The organism is Streptomyces sp. NPDC059256, assembly GCF_042753785.1.
Classification (GTDB): domain Bacteria; phylum Actinomycetota; class Actinomycetes; order Streptomycetales; family Streptomycetaceae; genus Streptomyces.
In genome coordinates this window covers 834,298-855,543 of sequence record NZ_JBHYZO010000001.1, presented here as the reverse complement: position 1 = coordinate 855,543, position 21,246 = coordinate 834,298, and the positions used below count along the sequence as shown (strand labels likewise).

General features: G+C 68.4%; 21 protein-coding genes and 1 pseudogene. 9 read left to right on the top strand and 13 right to left on the bottom strand.

What is annotated here, in order from left to right:
• Positions 1 to 119 precede the first annotated feature (119 nt).
• Together ACFXJL_RS03675 and hutH are read left to right on the top strand one after the other, a co-directional pair.
• Positions 120 to 938: pseudogene (locus ACFXJL_RS03675) on the top strand (diguanylate cyclase domain-containing protein); the annotation flags it as partial.
• Positions 939 to 1,051: 113 nt separating this feature from the next.
• Complete coding sequence (hutH, locus tag ACFXJL_RS03670) at positions 1,052 to 2,605, top strand: histidine ammonia-lyase (protein ID WP_358876526.1); 1,554 nt, start codon at positions 1,052 to 1,054, stop codon at positions 2,603 to 2,605.
• A gap of 322 nt (positions 2,606 to 2,927) precedes the next feature.
• Here the strand turns inward: hutH and ACFXJL_RS03665 are convergent, their stop codons facing one another.
• Positions 2,928 to 3,200, bottom strand: a complete 273-nt coding sequence (locus ACFXJL_RS03665) for a hypothetical protein (protein ID WP_329022692.1) — start codon at positions 3,198 to 3,200, stop codon at positions 2,928 to 2,930.
• 259 nt (positions 3,201 to 3,459) lie between these two features.
• Here ACFXJL_RS03665 and ACFXJL_RS03660 point away from each other — a divergent pair, with 259 nt between their 5' ends.
• A complete protein-coding gene (locus ACFXJL_RS03660; protein ID WP_384631577.1) occupies positions 3,460 to 4,731 on the top strand; it encodes an Ig-like domain-containing protein in 1,272 nt (423 codons plus the stop codon).
• 112 nt (positions 4,732 to 4,843) lie between these two features.
• On the opposite strand, the gene ACFXJL_RS03655 is transcribed toward ACFXJL_RS03660, so the two are convergent.
• Together ACFXJL_RS03655 and abc-f are read right to left on the bottom strand one after the other, a co-directional pair.
• Positions 4,844 to 6,475: a hypothetical protein gene (locus ACFXJL_RS03655; protein ID WP_384688862.1), complete on the bottom strand. Its 1,632-nt coding sequence runs from the start codon at positions 6,473 to 6,475 to the stop codon at positions 4,844 to 4,846.
• Between the two features lie 196 nt (positions 6,476 to 6,671).
• Entirely contained in the window at positions 6,672 to 8,405 is a 1,734-nt protein-coding gene (abc-f, locus tag ACFXJL_RS03650) for a ribosomal protection-like ABC-F family protein (protein ID WP_384688859.1), read from the bottom strand.
• Positions 8,406 to 8,788: 383 nt separating this feature from the next.
• On the opposite strand from abc-f, the gene ACFXJL_RS03645 reads away from it, so the two are divergent.
• The gene (locus ACFXJL_RS03645) at positions 8,789 to 9,244 is read left to right on the top strand and encodes a helix-turn-helix domain-containing protein (RefSeq protein WP_384688856.1); all 456 of its coding nucleotides are present in this window, start codon (positions 8,789 to 8,791) and stop codon (positions 9,242 to 9,244) included.
• 67 nt (positions 9,245 to 9,311) lie between these two features.
• On the opposite strand, the gene ACFXJL_RS03640 is transcribed toward ACFXJL_RS03645, so the two are convergent.
• Both ACFXJL_RS03640 and ACFXJL_RS03635 read right to left on the bottom strand, forming a co-directional pair.
• Positions 9,312 to 9,914, bottom strand: coding sequence for a ClpP family protease (locus ACFXJL_RS03640; protein ID WP_384631573.1), 603 nt, complete (start codon positions 9,912 to 9,914; stop codon positions 9,312 to 9,314).
• A 1-nt stretch (position 9,915) separates the two neighbouring features.
• Positions 9,916 to 10,599, bottom strand: a complete 684-nt coding sequence (locus ACFXJL_RS03635) for a ClpP family protease (protein ID WP_384631571.1) — start codon at positions 10,597 to 10,599, stop codon at positions 9,916 to 9,918.
• A 304-nt stretch (positions 10,600 to 10,903) separates the two neighbouring features.
• Between ACFXJL_RS03635 and ACFXJL_RS03630 the strand changes: the two genes are divergently transcribed.
• Positions 10,904 to 11,188 carry a hypothetical protein gene (locus ACFXJL_RS03630; protein ID WP_358876325.1) on the top strand — a complete coding sequence of 95 codons (285 nt, stop codon included), beginning with the start codon at positions 10,904 to 10,906 and terminating at the stop codon, positions 11,186 to 11,188.
• Positions 11,189 to 11,350: 162 nt separating this feature from the next.
• On the opposite strand, the gene msrA is transcribed toward ACFXJL_RS03630, so the two are convergent.
• Positions 11,351 to 12,016, bottom strand: coding sequence for a peptide-methionine (S)-S-oxide reductase MsrA (gene msrA / locus ACFXJL_RS03625; RefSeq protein ID WP_358876324.1), 666 nt, complete (start codon positions 12,014 to 12,016; stop codon positions 11,351 to 11,353).
• Between the two features lie 102 nt (positions 12,017 to 12,118).
• Entirely contained in the window at positions 12,119 to 13,225 is a 1,107-nt protein-coding gene (locus ACFXJL_RS03620) for a hypothetical protein (protein WP_358876323.1), read from the bottom strand.
• Between the two features lie 153 nt (positions 13,226 to 13,378).
• On the opposite strand from ACFXJL_RS03620, the gene ACFXJL_RS03615 reads away from it, so the two are divergent.
• Positions 13,379 to 14,536 (top strand): cystathionine gamma-synthase, encoded by a 1,158-nt coding sequence (locus tag ACFXJL_RS03615; RefSeq protein ID WP_358876322.1) that lies wholly within the window; start codon positions 13,379 to 13,381, stop codon positions 14,534 to 14,536.
• A gap of 216 nt (positions 14,537 to 14,752) precedes the next feature.
• Here ACFXJL_RS03615 and ACFXJL_RS03610 read toward each other — a convergent pair whose 3' ends face one another.
• From ACFXJL_RS03610 to ACFXJL_RS03595, 4 genes are all read right to left on the bottom strand, one after another.
• Positions 14,753 to 14,944, bottom strand: coding sequence for a DUF1059 domain-containing protein (locus tag ACFXJL_RS03610; protein ID WP_329022708.1), 192 nt, complete (start codon positions 14,942 to 14,944; stop codon positions 14,753 to 14,755).
• A gap of 88 nt (positions 14,945 to 15,032) precedes the next feature.
• On the bottom strand, positions 15,033 to 15,305 hold the full coding sequence (locus ACFXJL_RS03605) for a hypothetical protein (protein WP_358876321.1): 273 nt from the start codon (positions 15,303 to 15,305) through the stop codon (positions 15,033 to 15,035).
• Positions 15,302 to 15,847, bottom strand: coding sequence for a sigma factor-like helix-turn-helix DNA-binding protein (locus ACFXJL_RS03600; protein ID WP_384688850.1), 546 nt, complete (start codon positions 15,845 to 15,847; stop codon positions 15,302 to 15,304). Before ACFXJL_RS03600 ends, ACFXJL_RS03605 begins: the two co-directional genes overlap by 4 nt.
• Positions 15,848 to 16,174: 327 nt before the next feature.
• The gene (locus tag ACFXJL_RS03595; RefSeq protein ID WP_358876319.1) at positions 16,175 to 16,720 is read right to left on the bottom strand and encodes a MarR family transcriptional regulator; all 546 of its coding nucleotides are present in this window, start codon (positions 16,718 to 16,720) and stop codon (positions 16,175 to 16,177) included.
• A gap of 158 nt (positions 16,721 to 16,878) precedes the next feature.
• Between ACFXJL_RS03595 and ilvA the strand changes: the two genes are divergently transcribed.
• The gene (gene ilvA / locus ACFXJL_RS03590) at positions 16,879 to 18,114 is read left to right on the top strand and encodes a threonine ammonia-lyase (protein ID WP_384631565.1); all 1,236 of its coding nucleotides are present in this window, start codon (positions 16,879 to 16,881) and stop codon (positions 18,112 to 18,114) included.
• A gap of 109 nt (positions 18,115 to 18,223) precedes the next feature.
• Here ilvA and ACFXJL_RS03585 read toward each other — a convergent pair whose 3' ends face one another.
• Together ACFXJL_RS03585 and ACFXJL_RS03580 are read right to left on the bottom strand one after the other, a co-directional pair.
• Positions 18,224 to 18,415 (bottom strand): DUF397 domain-containing protein, encoded by a 192-nt coding sequence (locus ACFXJL_RS03585; RefSeq protein WP_384689156.1) that lies wholly within the window; start codon positions 18,413 to 18,415, stop codon positions 18,224 to 18,226.
• 17 nt (positions 18,416 to 18,432) lie between these two features.
• The gene (locus tag ACFXJL_RS03580) at positions 18,433 to 19,260 is read right to left on the bottom strand and encodes a helix-turn-helix domain-containing protein (protein ID WP_384631563.1); all 828 of its coding nucleotides are present in this window, start codon (positions 19,258 to 19,260) and stop codon (positions 18,433 to 18,435) included.
• Between the two features lie 337 nt (positions 19,261 to 19,597).
• Here ACFXJL_RS03580 and ACFXJL_RS03575 point away from each other — a divergent pair, with 337 nt between their 5' ends.
• Together ACFXJL_RS03575 and ACFXJL_RS03570 are read left to right on the top strand one after the other, a co-directional pair.
• Entirely contained in the window at positions 19,598 to 19,831 is a 234-nt protein-coding gene (locus tag ACFXJL_RS03575) for a hypothetical protein (RefSeq protein ID WP_384631561.1), read from the top strand.
• A 550-nt stretch (positions 19,832 to 20,381) separates the two neighbouring features.
• Complete coding sequence (locus tag ACFXJL_RS03570) at positions 20,382 to 21,185, top strand: phosphotransferase (protein ID WP_384631560.1); 804 nt, start codon at positions 20,382 to 20,384, stop codon at positions 21,183 to 21,185.
• Positions 21,186 to 21,246: the final 61 nt, after the last annotated feature.

The following is a 21,246-nucleotide window of genomic DNA, read 5'->3' as shown; positions in this document are numbered from 1 at the left end:
TCCCTCCGCGGGAGGAGTCCGCGCCGTCGTCCGGACCCGTCCAGCAGTCCACCGCCGACCGACCGCCCCTCTCCCGCGGCTATCGTCATCCGTCGCTTCCGCCCGGACCCACCGGACCCCAAGCCCGGGTGGCCGCACTCCGTCGACGCCGGCGCGGCTGCTGCGTCGTCGCCCCGATCGTGCTGCACGGTCGTGCCTGGGGCGAGTTGTACGTCGCCCGGCCGCTCGGCGCCCCCGTCTTCGGCCGGGAGGACGCCGACTTCGCCACCGTCCTCGCCTCGGTGATCGCCTCGGGCATCGCGCAGACGGAACGCCTCGAAGAGGTCCGCAGGCTGGCCTTCACCGACCCCCTGACCGGGCTGGCCAACCGCCGCGCGGTGGACGCCCGGCTCGATGAGGCGCTGGAACGCCACCGGGATGACGGTTCCGTGGTCAGCCTGGTCGTGTGCGACCTCAATGGACTCAAACAGGTCAACGACACCCATGGCCATGCGGTCGGGGACCGTCTGCTGGAGCGGTTCGGTTCCGTGCTCTCCCTGTGCGGGGCGATGCTTCCGGGTGCGCTCGTGGCCCGGCTCGGCGGGGACGAGTTCTGTCTTGTCTCGGTCGGGCCGACGTCGGACGAGGTCGTCCGGGTCGCCGACGAACTGTGCGTACGGGCCGCGGAGATGGAACTCGGCGACGGCGTGGCCTGCGGTGTCGCGTCGACGGGCGACCCCATCGGCCAGGTACGCAGCGCCCGCAGGCTCTTCCGGCTCGCTGACGCAGCCCAGTACCGGGCCAAGGCCGCACGCTCCGCCAAGCCGGTGGTCGCGGGCCGCGACGGAACGGTGCTCCAACTCGCCGACACCCCGCCCCGGCCGCAGCACCAGCAGGAACGCCGCCGCTTCCGCGGTGTCGCACCGGAGGACGTGGCCGAGCCCTGGAGCGAGCCATGAGCCGCCGATGCCCACCCGGCCGAGGGGTTCGTTCCGTACGGCACGTCCACAGGATGGGTCCTCCATCCCTGGTGACATAGTCCAATGCAATCCGTACGCTGCTGAATATGGATATGCACAACGTCGTGGTGGGAACCTCAGGTACCACCGCCGATGAGGTCATCGCCGTCGCCCGCGCCGACGCCCGCGTCGAGATCTCCGCCGATGCCCTCGCCGCCCTCGCCGCCTCCCGCACGATCGTGGACGCACTCGCCGCCAAACCCGAGCCCGTCTACGGCGTTTCCACCGGCTTCGGTGCCCTCGCCACCCGGCACATCGGCCCCGACCTGCGCGCCCGCCTCCAGCGCAACATCGTCCGCTCCCACGCCGCAGGCATGGGCCCCCGCGTCGAGCGCGAGGTCGTCCGCGCCCTGATGTTCCTCCGGCTGAAGACCCTCTGTTCGGGACACACCGGAGTGCGCCCCGAAACCGCGCTGACCATGGCGGAACTCCTCAACGCCGGGATCACCCCCCTCGTCCACGAGTACGGCTCCCTGGGCTGCTCCGGAGACCTCGCCCCCCTGTCCCACTGCGCCCTCACCCTCATGGGCGAAGGCGAAGCGGAGGGCCCCGACGGACAGGTGCGACCCGCGGCCGAACTCCTCGCCGCGCACGGCATCACCCCCGTCGAACTGCGGGAGAAGGAGGGGCTCGCCCTCCTGAACGGCACCGACGGCATGCTCGGCATGCTGATCATGGCGATCGCCGACCTCCAACGCCTCTACACCTCGGCGGACATCACCGCCGCGTTCTCCCTGGAAGCGCTCCTCGGCACCGCCAAGGTCCTCGCACCCGAACTCCATGCGATCCGCCCCCACCCCGGTCAGAGCGTCTCGGCCGCACAGATGGCCGCAGTCCTCCAGGGGTCCGGTCTCACCGGCCACTTCCAGCAGGACGAAGCCCCTCGGGTCCAGGACGCCTACTCCGTACGCTGCGCACCCCAGGTCGCCGGTGCGGGACGGGACACCGTCGCGTACGCCCGACTGGTCGCCGAGCGCGAGTTGGCCGCGGCCGTCGACAACCCCGTCGTCCTCCTCGACGACGAAGGCGGCGGACGGGTCGAGTCCAACGGCAACTTCCATGGCGCACCGGTCGCCTACGTCCTCGACTTCCTCGCCATCGCCGCCGCTGACCTCGGCTCGATCGCCGAACGCCGCACCGACCGGCTGCTCGACAAGAACCGCAACCACGGCCTTCCGCCCTTCCTCGCGGACGACGCGGGCGTCGACTCCGGCCTGATGATCGCCCAGTACACCCAGGCCGCGCTGGTCAGCGAGATGAAGAGGCTCGCGGTACCCGCTTCCGTCGATTCGATCCCGTCATCCGCGATGCAGGAGGACCATGTATCGATGGGGTGGTCCGCGGCACGCAAACTGCGGACCGCCGTCGATGCGCTCGGGAAGATCATCGCCGTGGAGCTGTACGCCGCGACCCGGGCCATCGAACTGCGCCACGGTCTCACCCCGGCCCCCGCCTCCGTCGCCGCCATCGCCGCACTGCGCAAGGCCGGTGTCGAGGGCCCAGGCCCGGACCGGTTCCTCGCGCCCGATCTGGCCGCAGCGGAGGCGTTCGTACGGGAGGGAATGCTCGTCTCGGCCGTGGAAGAGGTCACCGGGCCCCTGGTCTGAGCCGGGCCCTGGTTTGAGCCGGGCCCTGCGCTGGACGAGGCCCTGCACCGGACCGGGCCCTGCACCGGACCGGGCCCTGCCCGAACCGGCCGACCGTTCTCCTCCAGCCGGCTGTTCTGGCCCGGGTCCTGCCTCTGACCTGGAGCTTGGCCCCTGCCTCGAACCCTCGCTCCGGCGCCGCAGGGCGAAGGGCCGTCCCCACAGGCTTTGCGGGGACGGCCCTTCGACACGGAGGGGACAGGCGGCGAGCGGTCCTCGCGGCCCTGCTGGAACCGTCGTTCGGTACTGCCCGGTCCCAGCCGGGTACAGACCCGAAGGACCCTCAGGTCACCAGGGACGCACGCTGGCGCACGGCGTAGGTCACGAAGCCCACGCCGATGCCGAGGAAAGCCGTGCCGCCGATCAAATACGGAGTGGTGTCGGGGCTACCGGTGTCGGCAAGTCTCAGCTCCTCGCCGGTCACCCCTGCTGTGGTTCGCTGGTTCCCCGTCCCGTCCTGGTCTGCTGTGGCGTTCGCTGACGGAACGAACCACAGCGCACAGAGAAGGGCTCCTGCGGTTGCGGCGGTCAGAAGCGGTCGGCGTGCGACGGACACGGACACGATCTCCCTTGAGACGTACTGGAGTTGGCCGGATGCGCTGATGCTAGTGAAAGCAGCGGTTCGGAGGAAAGCCGGGAGCTCGCAAGACCCACCCGTGAATGCCGGGACCCCACCAGGGAAGATGGTGATACACCAAGAAGGCGGCCGTGTAGGCATCCGGCGAGTGGCGTTCCCCACATCTGTGGGGGAGTAGGAACCGGGTAGCCCGAAATGGGTGTTGAACTCAGTAGTTCGGTCAGGGGAAAACGGGACGATGGAGAAGCGTGTGATGACGGACAGCAGGCGGCGCAAGGGTCTTGTGGCCGTGTCAGCGGTGCTGAGCGGGGTGCTGGTGCTGTCCGCCTGCAGCAGTGACGGCGGAGACAAGGGCGGGGACAGCTCCGACGGCTCCAAGAAGTCCCAGGCACAGGTCGACGAGGCGGCGGCCAAGGAGACCTCCAAGGCGCGAATAGCGATTCTCCCGAAGAACGGTGCGACCAACGCGAGCATCAACAACGCCGCCAAGGTCACCGTCGCGGAAGGCACGCTCACCGAGGTCACCATGACGTCCGAGGCCGGACAGACGGTCAAGGGCACGCTCGCCGCCGACGGCAAGAGCTGGGCCCCGGACGGACAGCTTGAGAGGTCCACCAGCTACAAGATCGCTGTCACCGCGAAGGACTCCGCCGGGCTCACCGCCCACGAGAACACCTCCTTCACCACCGTGTCCCCGAACAACAGCTTCATCGGCAACTTCACGCCGGAGGACGGTTCCACGGTCGGAGTCGGCCACCCCGTCTCCATCAACTTCAACAAGCCGATCGTCAACCAGAAGGCCGTCCAGGAGGGGATCACCGTCTCCTCCAGCAGTGGACAGGAAGTCGTCGGCCACTGGTTCAACTCTCAGCGCATCGACTTCCGGCCGGACCAGTACTGGCAGGAGGACTCGACGGTCACCCTCAAGCTCGCCCTGGACGGCGTCGAGGGCGCGCCCGGTGTCGTCGGTGTCCAGCAGAAGACGGTCACTTTCAAGATCGGCCGCAACCAGGTCTCCACCGTCGACGCCAAGTCCAAGATGATGACGGTGACCCAGGACGGCAAGACCATCCGCGAGATCCCGATCTCCGCGGGAGCGCCGAGCACCCCCACGTACAACGGTCAGATGGTGATCTCCGAGAAGTTCAAGGAGACCCGGATGAACGGTGCCACGGTCGGCTTCACCGATGACGACGGCAAGGGCGAGTACGACATCAAGGACGTTCCGCACGCCATGCGGCTCTCCACGTCGGGCACCTTCATCCACGGCAACTACTGGGGCGACGACGGGATCTTCGGTCGGAGCAACACCAGCCACGGCTGCGTCGGCCTCAACGACGCCAAGGGTGCGAACGACTCCAAGCAGCCCGGCGCCTGGTTCTACGACAACTCGATCATCGGTGATGTCGTGATCGTCAAGAATTCGAAGGACAAGACGATCAAGCCGGACAACGGCCTGAACGGCTGGAACATGAACTGGGCGGACTGGAAGGCGGGCTCCAAGGTCTGACCGACCGCCAGGGGCCGGCCGATGAGCCCCACAGCACGGCACGAGCGGCGGCGACACCCCACCCGGGGTTGTCGCCGCCGCTCCTTGCTGAACCGCCTTCCGCGATCCGCTCTCAGCACTCAGCCTGGCGCGTCAACCCGTAGCGGGAGCCCATCCGGTACTCCCCGCCGCGCTCCACCGTCAGCCGTGTCCATTCGCCCTCCGGACGCAGACACGCACCCTCCACCCGGAGCCAGGGCGAGTACGCGACCCGTACCGTCACCGACCCCGCCGACGGCATCCGCACCACGAGTTCGGCCGCATCACTGCGTACGGCCGTACCGGGCGACGACACCAGCGGTACGGCGTCCCGCACCTGGTAGACCGTCCAGTCGTTGTCGCCCCAGGCCCGTTCCAGCCACGACGGCGCACTGTTGACGATCTCGGCCTCGCCCTCGGCCGGCCCGTCGATCTGACCGTGCGGCACCACCACCAGGCCGACCCCTCGCTGGTCCAACCACTGGCGGTAGGTCGATGTGCTCAGCGAGCCGTCGTAGAAGAGCCGCCCGCGCTCCACGTCGAGTTGACGGTTCCACCCCCGCGCCATGTTCACGTGCTCGGCGAGGACATCGGCCTCCCGGTGATTGCGGGCCGGGACGACCTCCACCCGGGTCCGATCCGCGCCCAGTCGGGTCAAGGCGCTGACGACGCCCTCCGTGTTCTCGGCCCAGGACGGCACGTCCACCGAGACGACCAGGTCGTCCTTCGTCTTCTCCAGCACCCAGAACGTGTTGACGGCGAGTACGACGACGAGCGCCGCGCGGAGCGCACCCGTGACCCCGCCGCCGGCCGAACGCAGAAGGCGGCTGAAACCACCGTGTGCCAGTACCGCGGCCAGCAGCACGGGCGGCCCGGCGAGACCGGCCAAGCGCTCCACGTTGGTTCCGATCGGCGACGGTATGAAGAACGTCAGCACCACACCGAGGGCGTAGATGCCCGCCCCGTACCGCACGGTGCGCCATTCGTCCGGCGCGGTGAGGACCACGATCGCGCAGACCAGGAGCGGCAGCCACAGTTTTCCCGAAGGCATCGGCATCTCCCCCGCGAAGGGGAAGAGCAGGGTGACCGCGCCCACCACCACGGTCGGTGGCACCAGGAGGGCGGCAGCCCGCCGCCAGTGCCGCTCCAGCGCCAGGGCCGCGCCCACCACCAGGAGGAACAGCCCGGCGACCGGGCTCGCCATGGTCGCGAGCGCGGCGAACAGCGCGGCGAGCAGTGTCCGTCGCATCCACACCAGCGCGAGCATCCCGATCGCCAGCCCCAGGGCGAACGTCGTGCGCCCGGACGCCACGTTGCACCAGATCGCCACCGCGCCGAGCAGCGCCGGCCACAGGGGGGCCGGCACCTTCGCCTGCTGGAGGAGACGGGCCAACGCCCAGGTACCGACGAGCCCCGAACCGACGGACACCGCCGGGACACCGAAGGCCGCCATCAACGGAGGGGCGAGGAGGCTGTAGTTCGCGGTGTGCATCCCCCCGTACCAGGACAGGTTGTACGCGGACCACGGGTGCCGCTCCACAAAGCCCGTCCAGGCGAACTGAGCCGCCAGATCCCCACCGCCCGTGGCCAGCCACAGTGCCCAGACCACGTAGAACGGCAGGATCACCCCCGTCACCAGGAGCGGGACGCGCCACTCGGGTGGTGCGTCCCGCTCGACGGTGGTCGCTGCCGGTCTGATCGCTGTTGCCTGTTCACTGAACCCCACGCCACAAACCCTACTGTCGGGCGAATGCCGGTTCGGCGGCCGTCGGCCTCCGCACAGCGAAGCGAGGAGCTCATGCGCCACATCGTGCTCCATCCCCCCACCGAGACATCGAGCCATGGCAGCGGCCGTCGGGGACGACGGACCGTCACCCCGCAGCCCCTGTCCGACCCGGGCGCGGGGCGACGGCCGCCTGTCGCTAGATCGAGGCGTACGTCGTCCGGTCCGACACGCTGGCGCCCGCCCTCAGCTCCAGACGCTCCCCCTCGAACCCCCTTCGGAACCTGCGGTCGTGCGAGACCACCACCACCGCACCGGCGTAGTCGGCCAACGACGCCTCAAGCTCCTCCACCAGACTCAGCGCCATGTGGTTCGTCGGTTCGTCGAGTACGAGGAGGTCCACCGGTGCGGCGAGCAGCCGGGCCAACTCCAGCCGCCGCTGCTGACCGACGGAGAGCGCGGCCACCGGGACGGCGAAGTCCGCCTCGTGGAAGAGGCCGACGTCCAGCAGTTCGTCCGCGTACTCCTCGGGCAGCCCGGGTCGGCCCGCCGCATAGGCGGTCAGCAACGGAAGTCGGGACGGCCGTGCGGGCAACTCCTGACGGAGGTAGCCCACCGCGGCTCCCGTTCGATGCGTCACCGTTCCGGAATCGGGGCGCAGTTCTCCCGCGAGGACACCCAGCAGGGTCGTCTTCCCGGCGCCGTTGGGGCCGGTGACCAACAATCGGCCTCCGGACTCCACCCGCAGCCCGGCAAGGCGCAGCCGTCGACCGACGCTCACGTCCGCCAGTTCGACCAGTAGTCCGCCACCGGCCGCCGAGGTGGGCCGGGCCCGAAAGCGCAAGGGTTCCGGCGGCGCCTGCACCGGCTCCCTCCGCAGCCGTTCCAGATGTTGACGCGCCGCCCTGACCTGCCCGGAGAGTTTGTCCTCATGGGATCGGCGGTGCTTGCCGAAACCCTCCCGCGGGTCCTTGCCGCTCGAAGCGAGCCGCTGCCCCGCGGCAGCGACCAACTCCTGTGTGCGCGCCACATCCTCCAACCACTCCTGGTGACGCTGCTCCCAGCGCCGGCGCGTGGCCGCCTTGGCGGTGCGGTAGCCCTGCCAGCCGTCCCCGTACCGGGACACGGCACGGGTGTCCCGGTCGACTTCCAGGATGGTGGTGGCGATGCGATCGAGGAAGTCCCGGTCATGGGTGACCGTGACCACCGTGCCGCGGTGGGCGCGTAGCCGTTCTTCGAGCCAGGTCGCGGCCTGCTCGTCCAGGTGATTGGTCGGTTCGTCGAGGAGGAGCAATTCGGGGGAGGCGGCGAGGACGCACGCCAGGGCGAGGCGGGACTGCTGTCCGCCGGAGAGCGTGCCGAGGCGGCGCTGCCGAGAGAGTCCGGACAGGCCGAGCCCGTGCAGCGAGGCGTCCACCCGGGCGTCCATCGTGTAGCCGCCGCGTTCCTCGAAGGCGGTCAGGAGGTCTCCATAGACGGCGAGTGCTTCTGCACCTGTGTCTGCACCTGTGTCTGCACCCGTGCCTGTGCCTGCACCTGTGTCTGTGCCTGCGCCTGTATCTGCGTCTGCGTCTGCGTCGGCGTCGGCAAGGGTCTGCTCGACCTGTCGCAGCCGACGCTCGATCGACCGGAGCTCGACCAGGGCCGCATCGATCGTGTCATCGACGGTGTGATCGGGGCCGAGCCCAAAGGTCTCGGCGATGGTCTGGGCGAGATGGCCGACGCCTCCCGGCGCATGGACGGTGATCTCACCGGTGTCGGCGGGTTCCACTCCCGCGATCAGACGGAGCAGGGTGGACTTGCCGGAGCCGTTCTCACCGATGACTCCGGCGCGTTCGCCGGGCCGGGCGGTGAGGGTCACTTGATCGAGGACTGAGCGGTCCCCATAGGACTTCGAGACGTCCTTCATGGACAACTGGGCGCGTTCGCGCATGATCTTTCCCTGACAAGAAGAGGTGAGGGTTCGGACTCAACGGGCGAGGCGGACGGCACACGAGATCAACGCGGCGCGACCATGCGCGCCACGGACGAGGCGTCCGTGCCCGGAATCAGAGAAAGAAGTAGTGCTGGTGCGAACCCATGCCTCCACTGTAACCAGACCCGCCCGGTGGACGCGTGCCGATATCGCCCGCTCCCTCCGATCGTGCCGGTACGGGCGCGCGGTCGGTCCGTACCGGCACCCGGGGTGCCGACTGGTCGGCTCTGCCTTCACGAACGGGTCGGCTGCCGGCCCGCCGCCGCCTTCGCGCCGGGATTTCGCGCGGGGCGCAACGCAGCCGTCTCCCTTTCGGCGGATGCACTTCCTACGCTGGTCAGGTGAGCAGCCAAGCGTCCAACCCGGCCCGTGTCGTCCCCCTGAGCCAGGCGTCCCTGCGCCCTGCCGAGCGGGAGCCACTCTGGCGCGATGTCGTCGGCGGCGTGCTGCGTCGTGAACGGCTCGCACAGGAACGCACCCTCCAGGACGTCGCGGACGCGGCCCGGATCTCGATGCCCTACCTCTCCGAATTGGAGCGAGGACGCAAGGAGGGTTCCTCCGAAGTCCTTGCGGCGGCGGCCGGCGCCCTGGGCCTGAGTTTGGCCGAACTCCTCGCACTCACCCAGGACGAGTTGGCGCGTCGCACCGGATCCGCCGGACGACTCCAGCGGATCGGCGCGTCCAACCCGGCAGCGCCGCTGAATCAGCACCAGCACCAGCACCAGCACCAGATCCGGCACCAGCACCGGAGCGGCGGCCCTGCCCGCTACCAGGGCCAGGTGAGCCTCGCGGCCTGACGCCGCAAGCCCCATCAACGCAGGGCATCAACGCAGGGCAGGGCGGGCGCGCCCCGCCCTCGCGGTCTCACCCCGGTAGCTGCCGCCTGCTGATCACCTCGTCCGCAAGCCCGTACGCCACCGCCTCCGGCGCCGTGAACACCCGGTCCCGGTCCATGGCGGTCCGCAGTTCGGCGCCGTCGTGCCCGGTGTGCCGGGTCAGCACCTCCTCCACCTGGGAGCGGATGCGCAGCATCTCCTTCGCCTCCAGGCTGAGATCCGACACCACGCCCTGCCTGCCCCGGCTGGAGGGCTGTCCGAGCAGCACCCGCGAGTGCTCCAGCACGAACCGCCGTCCCGGGTCGCCACCCGCCAGCAGCACCGCGGCGGTCGAGGCCGCCTGGCCGACGCAGAACGTCGAGATGGGCGCACGGATGAAGCTCATCGTGTCGTAGATCGCCATCAGCGAGGTGAAGGAGCCACCGGGCGAGTTGATGTAGATGGCCACCTCGCTCTCCGGACTGGACGATTCGAGGTGCAGCAGTTGGGCGATGACCACATTGGCCACACCGTCGTCGATCTCCGTACCGAGGAAGATGATGCGCTCGGAGAGTAGCCTGCTGTAGATGTCATACGCCCGCTCGCCCTGTGCGGTGCGCTCGATCACGGTCGGAATCGTGTACTGGGCCATGTCAGAGCCCCATCCGTCGTCGCGTACCGGCCGGCCGGATGTCGTCGAGCGAGGCGACGACACGATCCACCATGCCGTACTCCCTGGCCTGTTCCGCGGTGAACCAGCGGTCCCGATCGCTGTCCCGGGAGATCGTCTCCATGCTCTGCCCGGTGTGCTCGGCGGTGATCCGTTCGATGGTCCGCTTGGTGAATTCGAGGTTCTCCGCCTGGATCGCGATGTCCGCGGCGGTTCCCCCGATGCCGGCGGACGGCTGGTGCATCATGATCCGCGCGTTCGGAAGTGCGCTGCGCTTGCCCGGGGTTCCCACGGTGAGCAGGAACTGCCCCATGCTCGCGGCGAATCCCATGGCGAGCGTGGACACGTCGTTGGGGATCAGCCGTAGCGTGTCGTAGATGGCGAGCCCTGCGGTCACGGATCCGCCCGGGCTGTTGATGTAGAGCGCGATATCGGTCTGCGGGTCCTCGGCGGAGAGCAGCAGCAGTTGGGCGCAGACCCGGTTTGCGGACACCTCGTCGACCTGGGTGCCGAGGAAGACGATCCGCCGTGCCAGGAGTTGGCCGGCGAGCTGATCGTCGAAGGGGGTGGCGGGCGTCTCGCCCTCGGCCGCCCGCGGACCGTCGCTCCCGGCGTACCGGTCCTGTGCACTCCCTGGCCGTTCCCACGGGGACAACAACGCTGACATGGAACCTCCTCGTGATGGCGGCCCTTGGTGCCGCATTCACCACTGTCCGCGCGCCGACAGACGACTGGCGGCTTTCTCTGCCCGTGGCAGATCGGCCGAGAGCAGAGCGGGCCGATGCTGTGGTCCCGAACGAGTTCGCCCGGACCAACAGGAGTCGCACCGGCGGGAGTTGTGTGGCAGGAGTTGTGCCGGGAGTCATCACGGCCGTGTCGCTGTTGGGTAGTGGCCCGGATTCGGTCGCCCGGCAGATTTCACCGCACCCGGTCTTCCGGACCCAACCCTGCCCATGCCTACGATTCAACGCATGATCAAGATCTCATGGGCACTCATGGACGTTCACGTCGACGAATGGATCGGTGAGGATGTCGTCACGGGCGCGGCAGCATTGGAAGCGAAGGTCGGCTCGGTGGTGGGGGCGAGCGGGATGAAGCCCGAGGCCGTGCAGGGCTGGCGGGAAGCCTTCCTCACCCCCACGGTCGAGGCCCTGCGCAGTCAGGGAGCCAGCGCGCTGGCGCGGGGCGAATCGTGGAGCACAGCCGCCGGGCCGTTACTCGTGCACCTGGACCCCTCGACCCCGGAGTCCCCGTAGACGAAAGAGGAGCGAAGTGCAGCGTCCGGCGGGGCGTCGGATGGCCCGCGGGTGCCGCGGAAGGTGCGTGCCAGGGCGGACCCGACGCTCGTCGGGTCCGCCCCAGTGCTGCCCATGCCTCCGTCGATTCCCCTGAGAGGGCTCGATTCCGGTGGAGAAGGCTCAGCCGTCCGCCTTGGCGACACCGATCGGGCAGCTCACACCCGTGCCGCCGATGCCGCAGTAGCCCGTTGGGTTCTTGTCGAGGTACTGCTGGTGGTACGCCTCCGCCGGATAGAAGGGGCGGCCTTCCTCCGGGAGTACCTCGGTGGTGATGTCGCCGTAGCCCGAACCGTTCAGAACCTGCTGGTAGGCATCGCGTGACGCCGCAGCGGCGGCTGCTTGGTCCGGGGTGTGGGTGTAGATCGCGGAGCGGTACTGGGTGCCCACGTCATTGCCCTGCCGGAAGCCCTGCGTCGGGTCGTGGGACTCCCAGAAGACCTTCAGGAGCTGTTCGTACGACACGACGGACGGGTCGAAGACGACACGGACGGCCTCGGTGTGACCCGTCTGGCCCGAACACGCCTCTTCGTACGTGGGGTGGGGCGTGACCCCGCCCTGGTAGCCGACCAGCGTCGTCCAGACGCCCTGGGTCTGCCAGAACTTGCGCTCGGCACCCCAGAAACATCCCAGGCCGAAGTCAGCGACCTCCAGGCCCGCGGGATAGGGCCCCAGCAGGGGATTGCCCAGGACCGTATGGCGTGAGGGAACCTCGAACGCGGGCGCGGGGCGTCCCTTGAGCGCCTGGTCGGGGGTCGGCAGCTGAGGGGGACGGCGGGACAGGAACATAAGGGGGCTCCTTGAGATTGCTGGGCCTCTTGACCAACGTATGAAAGCGATCCCGCATTCCCCCGGACCGCGCTTCCCCGGCCTTCCGTGACCCCGCGGACCTCAGTGGGAGAGGGTCGCCGGGCTGCCGCCGTTCGCCTCGTACCCGGCCACCGCGAGGTTCCGGTAGACCGTGTACTCCGCGGCCGGGTCCGAGCTCTCCGTCCACGGCACCGCGCCGACGTGCCCGTCCACGCGGACGAGCTGGTGCATCGCCTCCGCCCACCGCTCCGAGCGTACGAGGAACTGGATCAGCAGATGGCGTACGTGCGCCAGCATCGGGTCGTCGGCGCGTGCCGAGTGCACCGCGTACAGCGCGCCTTCCATCGCCTTGGACACGACGGCGGTCTGGTAGAAGCCCTGGACCATCACCAGGTCGGGCATGTGCTCGTGCACCGCGAACAGCGGAAGCGAAGCCAGCAGCGAACCCCGAGGGGCCCGCGCCGCGGCCGTGGTGGCGAAGTGGTCCGCCTCCTGGCGGCTGCCGTGCCACTTCTCGCTCCAGTACCGCAGGGCGGCCAGGTGCGCCCCCATGTGCTCCGGAGCGCGGTCGATCACCTTGGCCCACAGCTGGTCGAACTGCTCGTGCGGATAGCCGAGGCCACGGGCGACCGCCAACTCCACGATGTACGGAACGGGGTCGCCCGGACCGAGGAGCGCGGCTTCGCCGCAGACCGTACGGGCCTCTTCGAGGATGATCCGGAAGTCGTCCGAGCCCACGGTGGACGACCGCCACGCCTGCTGGACCAGGAACTCCGCATGGACCTGCGCACCGCCCGCGTCCTTCGGAGACTCCGACCGCCACGCCCGCAGCCACGCCCCGCCAACGCCTGGCCTCTCCTGGAGCTCCAGCGACGCGGCGCCGGCGAACGCCTGCACCCGCTGCCAGCGCACTTCGCCGTCCTTCGGCGTACCGGACAGCAACTGTGCGGCGGCCCGCCAGTCCTGCGTCCGCTGGACCACGTCGAGCACATCGAGGAGATCCTGGTCGGGGCCGGGAAGTCGGATGTCGAGCTCTTCCTGCCGCAGGAATCCATAGCTCTGCGGGTCGGCGGCATCGGGTGAGCCGGGAGCCACCTGCTGGATGCCACCACGGCGCCGGCGCATGACGTAAGGACCGATGATCGCGGCCAGCATGGCCATCGCGATCAGGAACCACAGAATCTCCATGACGCCATTGTCCCGGACCGCCCGGGTTACGGGCCACGTCCGCGGTCCGTGCGCAGCGCGGGGGCTGGGCACGTCCACGGATCGGGCGGACGCGGGCCACGCCCGTGGACGGTAGACGCCCCACCCGCGCGGCGGTACTACCCTGAGGGACTTATGAGCCACCAGCACAGCTCCCAGAACCTCGAAACCCTCGCCATTCACGCCGGCAACACCGCCGACCCGTTGACCGGCGCGGTCGTCCCGCCCATCTACCAGGTCTCCACCTACAAGCAGGACGGTGTCGGGGGACTGCGTGGCGGCTACGAGTACAGCCGCAGCGCCAACCCGACCCGTACCGCGTTGGAGGAGAACCTCGCGGCGCTGGAAGGCGGACGGCGCGGGCTCGCCTTCGCATCCGGGCTCGCGGCCGAGGACTGCCTGCTGAGAGCGCTCCTCGAACCCGGCGACCACGTGGTGATCCCCAACGACGCCTACGGCGGCACCTTCCGGCTCTTCGCCAAGGTGGTGGCGCGCTGGGGCGTCGAGTGGTCGGTCGCCGACACCTCCGACCTGTCGGCGGTACGGGCCGCGGTCACCCCCAGGACCAAGCTGATCTGGGTGGAGACGCCGTCCAACCCCCTCCTCGGGATCACGGACATCACCGCGCTCGCCGAGATCGCGCGCAGTTCCGGCGCCCGACTGGTGGTGGACAACACCTTCGCCAGCCCCTACCTCCAGCAGCCCATCGCGTTGGGCGCCGACATCGTCGTCCACTCCCTGACCAAGTACATGGGGGGCCACTCCGACGTGGTCGGCGGCGCGTTGGTCGCTGCCGATGCCGCGGTCGGCGAGGAGTTGGCGTACCACCAGAACGCCATGGGCGCTGTGGCGGGCCCGTTCGACTCCTGGTTGGTGCTGCGCGGGATCAAGACCCTGCCGGTCCGGATGGACCGGCACAGTGAGAACGCCGGCAGGGTCGCGGAGATGCTGACCCGCCACCCGCGCGTCACCCAGGTCCTCTACCCGGGGCTGCCCGAGCACCCGGGGCACGAGATCGCCGCCAAGCAGATGAAGTCCTTCGGCGGGATGGTCTCCTTCCGGGTCGAGGGTGGCGAAGAGGCCGCGGTGGAGGTCTGCAACCGGGCCCAGCTGTTCACTCTCGGTGAGTCACTGGGCGGGGTGGAGTCCTTGATCGAGCACCCGGGGCGGATGACCCATGCCTCGGTGGCGGGCTCGGCGCTGGAGGTTCCGGCCGATCTGGTGCGGCTGTCCGTGGGCCTTGAGGCGATCGACGACCTCCTGTCCGACCTGCACCAGGCGCTGGGGCGCTAAGGCATCCCGCCCCTGGATTCGACGTTCGACGTACGGGAGCCGGCCCCCCGACCGCGGGGTGCCGGCTCCATTCGTTCCGGAACGGACGGCGTCAGCGACCGACATCGGCTCTGGCCCGCCCTTACATCGTCACTTTCCGTGAATAGGTGTGCTCTCCTTGAGCGCCGTTTCTCGTCCCTGTGTCCCGGCACTATCGGTGTGATGTCGGGGCACGGGTCAGGCCGGCACCCTCTCGTCTTCCAGCGAGGCGCGGACCTGCTCCCTCAGCTCGGGGGTGTCCTCGTGGCTGTGCACGGACACGGCGTGCTCGGTCGCTGCCCGTACGACTTCCTCTTCCTCGCCGGTGATGGTGAGGGTGCAGTCCATCTCGCTCGGGAACTTGCGGCAGTCAGCGACTTTCCTGGTCATGGTGACCTCCTCGGAGCTGTCGGTACACCGCACCTCCAGGATAGTTCCGACAGGGATGTATCCATGCAAACAGGGCGTAATGGATGTGTTATCCGTCCGTCGGTGGAGTCATGTCCACCGGTCGCACATTCCAGGGCTCGACGGCCATGGCCCACACCGTCGCCGCGACCACCACGGCCAGGAGGAGCAGCCATCCCGTCCGGCGCAGTGCGCGACGGCGGCGCAGCACGGTGGCCCCACGCGTCACGGCCCGGGCGATGAGTTCCTTGGGGACGGCCGGGGGGCGGGTCTCCAACATCTGACGGACCTCGCGCTCCTTGCGGCTCGGAGTGCCGCCGGGTATCCGACTGGGCCCGGTCATGACGCCGACTTCGGCGATGTGTCTGACGTGTCTGCGGTGTCTGACGTGTCTGCGGTGTCTGAGGGGCGGGGGGTGTGGGGGGTGTGGGGGGTATCCGCACGCGCAGCGCGGTCGGCGCACAACGCGGCGACCGCACGGCGACAGACGGTACGGACTCGTTCCTCGGAGAGCCCGAGCAGTGCTGCGGTCTGCTCCTCCGCCACCCCTTCGTACAGTCGCAACACCACGACCAGGCGTTCCTGAGGTGTCAGCCGCGCCAGCACCCCGCCCTCCGTGCGGTGTCGACGCCAGGAACAGCGGGCGAAGCGGTGGACGAGTTCCTGACGGGTGCAGTCGTACGGGTCCTCACCACGCAACCGGTCCCACTGCGCAAAGGTCAGCGCCAGCGCGGCCGTCAGCAGGTGTTGTGCACGAGCATTGGCAGTGGGGGACTCGGCCGTCAGCAGTGTCGCGGCATGGAGCAGCCGTCCCGCCGCGCCCGCGGTGAATACTTCGAACTCCCGGACGCGGCGATCCGCCAGTGCCGACCGCCGCTCGCTCACGTCCTCATATAGAGGCAGCTGTGCAGTCCTGGTCAAGAGGTCGGCGCAGCCCTTCGTGCGCCTGTGCCGGGAACCCGGGCACCGGGGTTGTGGTGCGGGAGTCCGAGCGGTTGCCGTCAGGAGTCGTACGGGCCTGTGAGGCCGTATCCGTCCTGTTCAACGGGGCGGGCTTCCGGGGAAAGGCAGGGGGCCTACGGGTCGATCGAGCCGTACGAGCCCTGGTTGACGTGCGCCCCCAAGGGCCGGATGAGACGACCTAGGGGCGTGGGGGCATGGAAACGAACGTGGTGCGTGGGCGCACCCGAAAGGGCCGGGTGCAGTCGTGGCCTATGACACGGCCGATGAGTTCTGTGCGTTGATCGAGGGCAGTCCGGCCACCCCCTGGTCCATCGGGGACATCCCGGCCTGACGGGCTGAGAGCGCGGTGTTGAAACGGGTGAGCAGGCTACAGAACGACTCGCGTTCCGACTCCGTCCAACCGTCCGTGACCTGGGCCATCAGTTCCCGACGCGAGCTGCGGACCTCTTCGAGGCGAGCTTGGCCACGGGGGGAGAGTTGCAGGACGACGGCCCTGCCGTCCTCCGGGTGCGAGGTGCGTTTCACCAGACCGGTGTCGACCAGGGGTGCGACTTGGCGGGTGACGGTGGATGAGTCGATGCCCATCCCTGCTGCGAGTGCTTTCACACCCATCGGACCCTCCCGGTCGAGCCGGTTGAGCAGCAGATAGGCGGCGCGGTCCATGGAATTGCGGACCTGGCCGACCCCGCCGAGCCGGGTCTGCTCCGCGCGACGTGCGAAGAGGGCGACCTGGTGCTGGAGAGCATCGAGGAGGCCAGGTTCGAGATGAGTCGTCATGTCCTGAGAAGTGGGCATGGCCAGGGGGCTCTCTCGTGCGGTGGTCGATTGGTGGGGGACAGAGTACGCGGACGTGGGGCGGTGCGTACGGGGCCTGGGGAAACCCATAACAAGTGGTCGCGACGGCGATTGGTGAGCGTGGGCCGTCCAGCGTGAGAGCTGCGAGACTTGGCGTCATGACCTTCAGCACGCCTGACACCTTTCGCCCTGTCATCCTCGACGATGTGCGCGGGGCGCAGAAGATGCTCTCCGGCGTAGCGCGCATGACCGCCATGGAAGGCAGCAGGCATCTGTCCCAGTTGGTTGGTGCTCCGGTGCACTTCAAGTGCGAGAACCTCCAGCGAACCGGCTCGTTCAAACTGCGCGGCGCCTATGTGCGGATCGCGGGGTTGCGGCCGGAGGAGCGAGCCGCGGGAGTGGTCGCCGCGTCCGCTGGGAACCATGCGCAGGGAGTGGCTCTCGCCTCCTCCCTGCTGGGAGTGCGCTCCACCGTTTTCATGCCCGTGGGCGCGCCGCTGCCGAAGGTGGCGGCGACACGGGAGTACGGCGCTGATGTGAGGCTCTATGGGCAGGTCGTCGATGAGACGATGGCCGCCGCGCAGGACTATGCGGAGGCGACCGGCGCAGTCTTCATCCACCCGTTCGACCACCCCGACATCATCGCCGGGCAGGGCACGGTGGGTCTGGAGATCCTGGAGCAGTGCCCCGAGGTGCGCACGATCGTGGTGGGGGTCGGTGGCGGTGGTCTGGCCGCGGGCATTGCGGTCGCGGTGAAGGCGGTGCGTCCCGATGTGCAGGTGATCGGTGTACAGGCCGAGGGCGCCGCCGCCTATCCGCCGTCCCTGGCCGCGGGCCGACCGGTGTCGATAAAGGCCCCGGTGACGATGGCCGACGGCATCAAGGTGGGCCGCCCGGGTGACGTACCGTTCAAGATCATCGGAGATCTGCTCGACGAGGTGCGCACGGTCTCCGAGGACGCACTGTCCCGTGCGCTCCTACTCTGCCTGGAGCGGGCGAAGCTGGTCGTCGAGCCGGCCGGGGCCTCCCCGGTGGCGGCCCTGCTGAGCGATCCCAAGAGCTTCCGTGGCCCGGTGGTCGCTGTTTTGTCGGGCGGGAACGTGGACCCGCTGCTGATGCAACGCATCCTGCGCCACGGCATGGCTGCGGCCGGCCGCTACCTCTCGCTACGACTGCGACTCACCGACCGCCCCGGTGCGCTGGCGGCGATGCTCGGGGCACTGACCGTGCTCGACGCCAACGTCCTCGACGTGAGTCATGTGCGGACCGACCCCCGGCTCGGGCTCACGGAGGTGGAGGTGGAACTCCAACTGGAGACGAAGGGGCCGGAACACTGCGACCAGGTCGCCGCGGCGCTGCGCGAGGCCGGATACACGGTCACGGTCATGGGCTGAGCCCGCCCCGCTCGTGCGCATCGTCCGGAGTCGGATGCCACGACACAACGGAGGGTCCCCCGCAGCCGCGGGGGACCCTCCGTCGTTCGTCTGCCACTTCCTCCATGTCTTATGTGGGGAGGGCGTTGTCCTTTATCGCGTTGACGAAGGAGGACCAGGCCGGTTCCGTGACGGAGATGGCGGGCCCATCTGCGACCTTGCTGTCTCGTACGGGGACGGCGCCTTGCGCTGAAACCCGACTGGGGGCCCACTCAAGGCACTGTCCGCCGGAAGATCCGCTGTAGGACGACTTCGTCCACACAACACTGTGGTAGTCAATCACTGCTTGTACTCCTTGGTCAGAACCTTGATGAACGCAACTGACTCATCAGGGGGCAGAGCATGGGCGCGGAGGCGGTCATAGATCTCGGTCCCCATCCGGACAGCGTCGTCGGAACGATAAATCCTGCCTCCTTGCGGAACGTCATCTGCATAGAGGACGGCAGGTGCGCCAGAAAACTCCAGCATGGTGAACGCCTGTGTGTGCGCCGCGGCTGCGCCAGCGGAGAATGGGATCACCTGAATGTCCACTCCTGGGCACCCTGCTCTGAAGATCAAATGTTCAAGCTGGCCAATCATTACTGACTGGCCGCCCACCACGGTGCGTAGGCAACTCTCGTGCAAGACAACCCAAAGCAGGGGGGTTGCTTCTCGATCGAGGATGTCGTGGCGCCTGAGACGGGCCGCTACCTTTCCGTTGATGATCTCTGCTGCGGCTCGTGGATGGCCTGCGGTGAAGATCGCCCGTGCGTAGTCCTCTGTCTGGAGCACGCCCATGATGCTCGTCGTCGAGTAGTCGAGGATTCGGCTTGCTTCCCACTCCAGTTGGAGATACGGCACGAACCACGACGGATGGTCCCCCTCCGCTACTCGGCGGAGCAAGCGTGCGAACAGGCCGTGTGTCCCGAACGTGAGATCGCAGCCTTGGGCGAACCTCTCGCTCGGCATCAGCGTTCCCGCTTCCGCTTTGCTCACATAGCCTGTGGAGTACCCAACGGCCTTCCCGAGCTGAGTCTGGGTCAACTTGCGGCCCTTCCTCACTTCTCGGACTTCCAGGCCGAACCGCTGAAGCGGATTCAAATCTACTGGCTGATGTCGTGAACTCATGCGGCTGACCTCGTACTTGGGTGCCCTAATCTGCGTAAACATGGCAGGTTCAGTTTGAACACTAGCATTCAAACCATGCCGTCCCTCGTGCCTTTGTGTTGGTCTGGCGACGCACAGAAGTAGACGTGGAGGTCGGAATGATCATGAGTGGTGGAGATGATGAAGGCCGGCGCATCGCAGGGCGACTCCGTCTCGAAAGAGTCGATGGCTACGGGGAATTCGCCTCACGCAGGATGTTTCCTGGCGGATTCGAATGGACTTCCTCTGTTCGCACACAGGTTGGCGTGAAGCTCTCCGCGCCAGCAGGCTCTGGGTGGCCGTTCCGGGTGGTGGCGTAGTGGCTTTCGATCCCGAGGTCGGCGATGTGGTGCGGGACGTTCAAACTCGGCGCGTGGGGCGGGTGATGGACCGCGAAGGGGGCTACATCCAGCTTCGCCCACTCAACGGCGGTGTGGAGTGGGATGCGTTGCCCGAGCACGTGGTGCCCGCCGAGCAATCGGACGCGATGAGCGCCGAAGTGGCCAGGGTCAATGCGCAGAGCAGGAGTGCGCGGTCCGGGGCGGCGTTGTGAAGGTGTGTCCGGTCGTTGCGGGAGTGCGTCGGCTCGGGCGGGGGCGTGCGGTGTGGTTTGCGTTGATCGCCGTGGTGCCCGCCACGCTGTTGTGGGCGGCGCTCTCCCGGGTTCTTTGACTCCTGCGCCATGGGCTCCCGGCCCCCTCGCCTTCCGCGTGCGTGGGGGCCGGTGAAGGGGGTTCGTCCGGTCGGGCTGAGGGGCCCGGCCGGACGAACCCCGGAACGCAACAGCGCCCCACCATGACGGCCCGAGCGCATGTACGGGGCTTTCCCCGTGGAGGGCGGGGCGTTAGACGTTGGGGGGCTATACACCATGCCAACGACAGTCGGGAAAGAGATAGTTGGCAGGAGATCTTCGAACAGCTGAACACGACAGAATCGGCCGAGGAGCGATGCATGATGCCCTGGATTCTGAGCCAGTGCGACCACCAGTGGGTTGGCTGGAGCGGGAAGAACAGGTGCCGCAAGTGCGGTGCCACGCAGGGCTCGGCGACTGAGCAGGTGGGGCCTTCGCAGCGAGGCGGCCTTGTACACCCCGAGAGGTAAGCATGTCTGAACGTGTCGGTTGGGATGCCCTTCCCTGGGCATTGCGCGCAGCGATCGAGGAGCGTACGGGGGAGGTGACCGGGTCCGAAACCGTGCCTGAAGGGCTGAACTGCTCAACCGCCCTGGTCCTGCACGTTCGGCGGCACGGGCGACTCTTCCTCAAGGGCGTGCACGAATCCCATCTCGACGAGGTCTCCGCCCTGTGCCGGGAGGAACTCATCAATGAGACGGTTCGGGGGGTCGCCCCGGCCATTCGGCACAGCGTCAAGGCTGCCGGTTGGTACTGCCTGGCGTTCGCGTATCTCGATGGCCGACACGCCGATCTGGCGGCGCCGGCGGACCGGGAGGCGATCGGGACCACCCTGAAGGCGATGCAGCAACTGCGCGTTCCTGACTTCCCGGTACCGCCGCTGGTCGAGAGGTTCGTCGGCTATCTCAAGCCGGGGGAGAAGGAATTACTCGTCGGTGGGCATCTGCTGCACACCGACACCAACCCCCACAACCTGATGATCGGCCACGACGGAGGGCGCGCCTCCGTCATCGACTGGGCCATGCCGGCGCTGGGGCCGGCTTGGGTCGACGCGGCCAATACGGCTGTACGGATCATGGAGTGCGAGCAGTCGCCCGAGACCGCCCTGCGATGGCTCGCGGGCTTCGCCAGCTGGCGGTCCGCCGATCCACGGGCCGTTGCGGCGTTCGTCGAGGTCACCTGTAGACACTGGAGCGATCGGGTGGGCGAGCGGGGTGCGGCCGGCAGCAATGCCCGCTTCCGGCGGCTGCTCGGCTTCCCGCACAAAATCCCCTAGCGATTCTCTGCTCGGCAGATAGTGTCTGCGGCGAGCGTCGACGGGTCCGGGCATTGCGGAT